This is a genomic window from Halomarina salina (genome assembly GCF_023074835.1).
Lineage (GTDB): Archaea > Halobacteriota > Halobacteria > Halobacteriales > Haloarculaceae > Halomarina > Halomarina salina.
In genome coordinates this window covers 1-5,407 of sequence record NZ_JALLGW010000009.1, presented here as the reverse complement: position 1 = coordinate 5,407, position 5,407 = coordinate 1, and the positions used below count along the sequence as shown (strand labels likewise).

Sequence of the window (5,407 nt, the reverse complement as noted above, 5' to 3'; positions counted from 1 at the left end):
AGCGATGCCTCTCAGAGGATGGTAGACCGGGAGGTAGCCGCTCAGTCGTCCGGTGGGGGCGGCACGTCGGGCTGTGGTTTCCCAAGCGCCTCCCACTCGTCCATCGCGAAGAGGAGCTCCTCGACCGCAACCTCGGGGAGCGTCCCGAACCACTCGTCGTCCTCGACGTACTCGGAGGCCGCCCACATCGGCACGAGTGACTCGCCGCACGGCGAGAGGAGGTCCCCTGACGGCACCGAGGCGAAGTCGGGGACGGCACCGGATTCCCAGAGGTCGTCGGCAGAGCCGCTCTCCCAGTCGTCGCCACAGCCACAGCCAGACGCCCCTGAGTCGCCCCCTGTGAGCGCCCGGACTGTCGGCGGGCGTTCTCCCTCCCACTCGTCGTCATCCACAGCGTCCTCACTGAGCCGCTTCTCGGAACAGCGCGGCTGGGGCATCTCGATACCCAAAACCTCCGGGACGACCTCCCGGAGCTTCTCGTCGACCTCGTGCTCGACGTTGGGGGCCGCCGTGAAGTTCGCGACTTCGCCGAACGGACGGAGCACCGCCCGCCACTCGTCGTTGTCGTCGTCGTGCTGGAGGCCGAGGTGAGAGATGGAGTAGGCGGCGACTCGGCAGAGGTCTTCGAGGTTGTACATCGACACCGACGAGTCGGCGCCCTTCGTCACCCGGTGGACGACCACACCGGTCTCCTCCTCGATGGCCTCCGTGACTGCGCCACACTGTACGAACTCCGAGAGGGCGATGACGTGGAAGTGGGGAGCGTAAACGAGGTACTCCTCCCCGACAGCATCCCAGCCGAGGTCGTCAACGAGTCCGTAGATGTCCTTCCACGTGAGGTCTCCATCGCCGCTCTCGTGGCCGTTCACGTCTCCACGGTACTCCTCCTTGATGCGATACGGGTGCAACATCAGGTAGCCCGTCTGGACGTTGACTTGATGTGAGAGGAGCTTCACGACCTCCGCCGCCCGGTCAACCGGAGTATCCGAGTCGAACCGCGTACTGTCGCGGAACGACACCGTGAGGTGGTGGAATTTCTGCTCGGTGTCCCCCGACGCGTACCGGTAGCGCCTGAGCGCCTCTAGCTTTGACGTGACGGTCTTCGCTCTCTGGAAGTCCCACGACTTCCAGCACCGGGGACAGCGGCTCTTACGACAGGTGTGTCCGACGTGGTAGACCGAGCCGCAACCATCTGAGGGACAGAACAGTGCTGGGACCTCCTCACCACAGTTCGTCCCCATCCGCCCTGACCCGGGAATCGGTAGTTCAGGTAGTGCATCGTCGTAATTCCTACCATCCGGCTCGTCCGTTGTGATGGCATCGAGGTGAGGGTCCTGCGTCTGTGCGATGCGGACACGGCTCTCCTCTCCGTCTCGCTCGAACTCGAAGCAGAGCGCCCCCTTCTCCCTCGACCACGACCGCGACGACGAGCCAACGCTCACAGCGACCACCTCGCACCGACGGTCTTGCTGCGGTCCGCGAGCTCGCTTCCGTCGCGCGACTCGCAGGCGTCACTCGCTCCGCTCGTGAACGCGATGCTCGCCTGCTCGCCGGGCTCCGTCCGCGATTTCGCGCGTACTCGCTGCGACCGTGTTCGACTACTGTCTCCGGCGCGGAGCGCCGTCGACGACCACACCGCGACCGCATCACGTGTCTCCCGCCTGCCGGTTGTGAGGGTAGCGTCGCTCCACGGTATGACATCAGACCAGCCGTCTCGCGTACCCCCCTGCGAGAGCAGAGGATATTTGACGAACGGGAACGGAGAACCAGTCACAGGCCCATACCCATTCAGCCTGCTTCTGGGGGTGGTGGAACACCCCCGGACCTCCGCCGTTGAGAGTCTCACGTATCTCTTTCTTTGCTCCGAGGTGAGACCCACTGCCCTTAATGATTTTCCCTCTCCGGAATACGACCAAATTCGACCTACGCGTTGTCGTTGCCGTCGTCGTTGCCGTCGTCACTGGCCTCGTCGGTAGGGTTAGTAGAGGTAGAGAGCAGAGGGTCCTGTTCGGTAAACAAGTCGTATTGGCCATTTGGGTCATTCACGTCGAAGATGGAGTCAGAAGAGGTGGAGGGATTTCCGTTCCAGCTGTAGTCGTCGCTAGACCCCGTATACTGCCCATACCTACCAGAACTGTTCCAGCCAGAATTTGTAGTCTGGAGAGAGGGCGTAGTGGTCGGGAACAGAGGGCGAGAGGAAGTACGGATTCCATCATCTGACTCGGCAGAGTCATCCTCCTCCTCCTCATCATCAGGAATCAGCCCAATCCACCCGACAGACGATGCGGTTACGACGACCGCGCCAATCAGACCAACGAGCTTGAAGAATATCCCATCATTCACGTACACAGGGAGCTCTCCCGTCGATATCTCGACCACCACTGGCCAGAGGAGGTAGAGAACGGACCAAGAGAAGATAGTGGCAGGAACGAGTTCGAGGAACCAGATGCGCGATTGGGAAAGAGTGAGGTCCTTCTCCATGAGCGTGGCGTGAATGGCCAGCCACGAGAGGACCATCAGAACGAGCAACATGAGGTTCAGGGGGACGAGACCGGGGACCCACTCTGACATATCCTATTTAAATAGTGTAGACATAAGAATGTTCGCAGTCAGAGGGTCAGAGAGCCCGTTACCGACGGTTTTCGAAGGCCCTCGTAAGAGACTGAAGAGGGGTGATGGAACCGACCAGTGGGACGCGACCACGGACCCACTCGCCTCGAACGAGTCTCACGACGCATTCACCCGGTTTGAACCGCTGTATTACCGAACGGTCGAGCGGAGCGTCGTCGAGACCCATCTCCTCCTGAATGTGGTCCAGAGAAGAGGTATCGTGAGACTGGAGTAGAACCTGCTGTACGAGTCCTGAGAGCAATGCCGAGGCCCTCCCCTTGCCATACGAATCCTCCAGCTGGCCGATGCTCTGAACACCTAAAATCGCCCGTGTATCGGTGCTCCGTCCTGCGTTGACCAAGTCATCAAGTCGGCGAACCCGAGGTAGACGGTCGAACTCGTCGAGGACGAATGTACAGGGGGTCGAAGAATCTGCCAGAGACCACCGAATTGCCCAGTCAATCGCCCACCTAAAGAGGGGTTTCGCGCTCTCTCCTTGGACGATAGGGTAATCTAGGAGCAGTACAGCCCCGTCTGGGTTCTCAATGTACTCACGGATAGCGAACTCACCCGTCGATGAGGCAAACCCGCTGAACAAGTCTGTTACAACCTGTTGGACCGATGCCCAGACGCCAGCTGCTTGACGGTCTGCATCAGGGTCGAGGGCAGAACGGTCAAGGTCAGTGTATGACCCGAGCGACTCGTACACATCCAACCGAGAGCGAGACTGGAAGAACGCAACGAGGTCCGCGTTCGATATGTCCTCCCCCTGTTCGTCAGCCTCTCTCCAGAGGTAGATACACACCACAGTGAACACTTGTCGAGCAGCCGCTAGGAAGAAATCGCCATCATCAGCAGGAGGGAAAAGCGACCGACACATCTCTCTTATTTCGAACTCATCTCGAACCTCGTTGAAGAGATTCCAGCCTGACGTTGTGAATCGGATTGTGGGACGGTCGAAGTCTCCAGCGCCGAAATCTCCCTTGTAGTCAAATACGATTAGCGGCCCCTCATCAGCCAACTGAGGGAGCAGATGACCGATTGCGTTCGTCTTCCCAGCCCCCGACGACCCGAGGAACAACGTCGAGCGACGTTCTATCCCAATATGCGGCAACCAACCCGCAAATCGCGACGGTCGACGGTCGGTGATGATTCGTAGAGGCAGCACCCATCCCCCAGAGCGGCTCGCAGCGAACCAACCCACGCGGGACAGAACCTCACGCCCGATTATCCAGAGACCTGCGAACACAGCGAGCACCACCACGGCACCCAGTACGAGCACCAGAGGACCCGGGGTAGGTACGTCAGCTATCCATGGAGCCAGCGGGAGAACAGCGAGTGACCGACCATGCGGGCGGTTCTGTTCGTGCCCCTCTCGAAACTGGTCAGCAGCGAGCTGACGTAGTGCTGAGAGGTCATCTGCATCGAGATAGAGGTCGTGTCGCTGACCTGTTAGCGCCACCTGTACATGGGGATGGTCGGTATCGCGATGGACCGCTAATAACCACCGACAGCTCGGATGTCCCCTGAAGAACTCAGAAAGCGTCTGTCGAGCCGCCAGCAGCATCTCATCATCAGTCATAGTCTCGCCATATTCCGGGCTGAAAACGAGCTGACGCTCGAACTGATGTCGCTCGCTGGCGTCCAGAAACGTCTGGACATCGGTGTTCGACGCCAGCTGACCAGTACGCGTATACAGGCCAGCACCTCGGTCGAGGTATCCCAACAAATCGTCAGCAGACGACGCTTGGTAGTCTGTGTGCACTATCACCGGTCATCACCGCCGTTGTCACGGAGAGCATCGAAGTCGAGGCCTTCAGTCCCAGATGACTCCGAGATGTCGATATCGAGGTTCTGTCTGAGACGTCGAGAACCAGTCGAGAGAGCCTCCCGACGCTCAGAATCCTCAAACTCTCGCTTCAGTAGCTCCCAGTTTGCGACAGTATAGCAGGAACTCCGTGCAACCATGTCGGCCACATCCCGAGCGATGGCAGCCATCTCATCCTTCGCGAGCGAGTGTAACTCGGTCAGGCGCTCCTCAGCACGGACCTCGGCGGATATCTCGTCCTGTGCGTCCATTACGAGCGCCCGGTCAAGGACACGAGCACACCACGTCGAGACGGACTCTCCGTCGTGAGCAGCACGCCGTTCGACCTCCTCTTTCGTGGAGGGTGTGACGTACACGATGACCTTCGCACTCCGGGTCATCGCGACCACCCCTCACCAACTGCTGGGCAAGATAAAATCCGCATCCAGTGCGGACGGAATCGCGGTACGGCACCCAAACCATTGTGACTCACCATGATTGTAAGATGAGTTACATCTTTGCAAAGGTATTGTGGCGTCCGAAAACTTGTCTATTCACGCCTTCATACTAGCGGTGAAGGTGCTCACCGTGCCGAGGTTAACAATTACTCTTGATGAAGAACAGAAAGAGCTCGTAGATGAATTATCGAGTGACGGCGGCCCGTATGAGTCGAAAAGCGAGGCGGTGAGGAACCTCATACAGGACGGTGAACGAGCTCAAGAACTAGAACGAACGGTCGAACGGCTTCAGAACGAAAAGCGGGCACTAATTGAAAACCGACAGGAAACCACTGAGCTCGCTAATTACGTGGAGGAGGAGCGTTCTTGGCGAAGTGCTCCAATATCAACGCGGCTGAAATGGTGGGTTTTCGGTCGCGAATAGGCAATCAATCGTCGTCTCGAAGTGAAAACGCGGTCTGGAGGATTGCGGCCAGAACAAGCATCCACACGCTGGCAGTATCGAGGATTCCCTGTATATAGCCGACAACCG

At 59.0% G+C, this 5,407-nt stretch carries 5 protein-coding genes; 1 reads left to right on the top strand and 4 read right to left on the bottom strand.

The window, feature by feature from the left end; genetic code table 11:
* Positions 1 to 41 precede the first annotated feature (41 nt).
* The 4 genes from MX571_RS22245 to MX571_RS22230 all read right to left on the bottom strand — a co-directional run bounded on the left by MX571_RS22245 (position 42) and on the right by MX571_RS22230 (position 4,818).
* Positions 42 to 1,442 (bottom strand): hypothetical protein, encoded by a 1,401-nt coding sequence (locus MX571_RS22245; protein ID WP_247421998.1) that lies wholly within the window; start codon positions 1,440 to 1,442, stop codon positions 42 to 44.
* A 481-nt stretch (positions 1,443 to 1,923) separates the two neighbouring features.
* Positions 1,924 to 2,571 (bottom strand): hypothetical protein, encoded by a 648-nt coding sequence (locus MX571_RS22240; protein ID WP_247421996.1) that lies wholly within the window; start codon positions 2,569 to 2,571, stop codon positions 1,924 to 1,926.
* 58 nt (positions 2,572 to 2,629) lie between these two features.
* Positions 2,630 to 4,381 (bottom strand): type IV secretory system conjugative DNA transfer family protein, encoded by a 1,752-nt coding sequence (locus MX571_RS22235; RefSeq protein ID WP_247421993.1) that lies wholly within the window; start codon positions 4,379 to 4,381, stop codon positions 2,630 to 2,632.
* Positions 4,378 to 4,818, bottom strand: a complete 441-nt coding sequence (locus MX571_RS22230; RefSeq protein WP_247421990.1) for a hypothetical protein — start codon at positions 4,816 to 4,818, stop codon at positions 4,378 to 4,380. Before MX571_RS22230 ends, MX571_RS22235 begins: the two co-directional genes overlap by 4 nt.
* 145 nt (positions 4,819 to 4,963) lie before the next feature.
* On the opposite strand from MX571_RS22230, the gene MX571_RS22225 reads away from it, so the two are divergent.
* The gene (locus MX571_RS22225) at positions 4,964 to 5,299 is read left to right on the top strand and encodes a ribbon-helix-helix protein, CopG family (protein ID WP_247421987.1); all 336 of its coding nucleotides are present in this window, start codon (positions 4,964 to 4,966) and stop codon (positions 5,297 to 5,299) included.
* Positions 5,300 to 5,407: the final 108 nt, after the last annotated feature.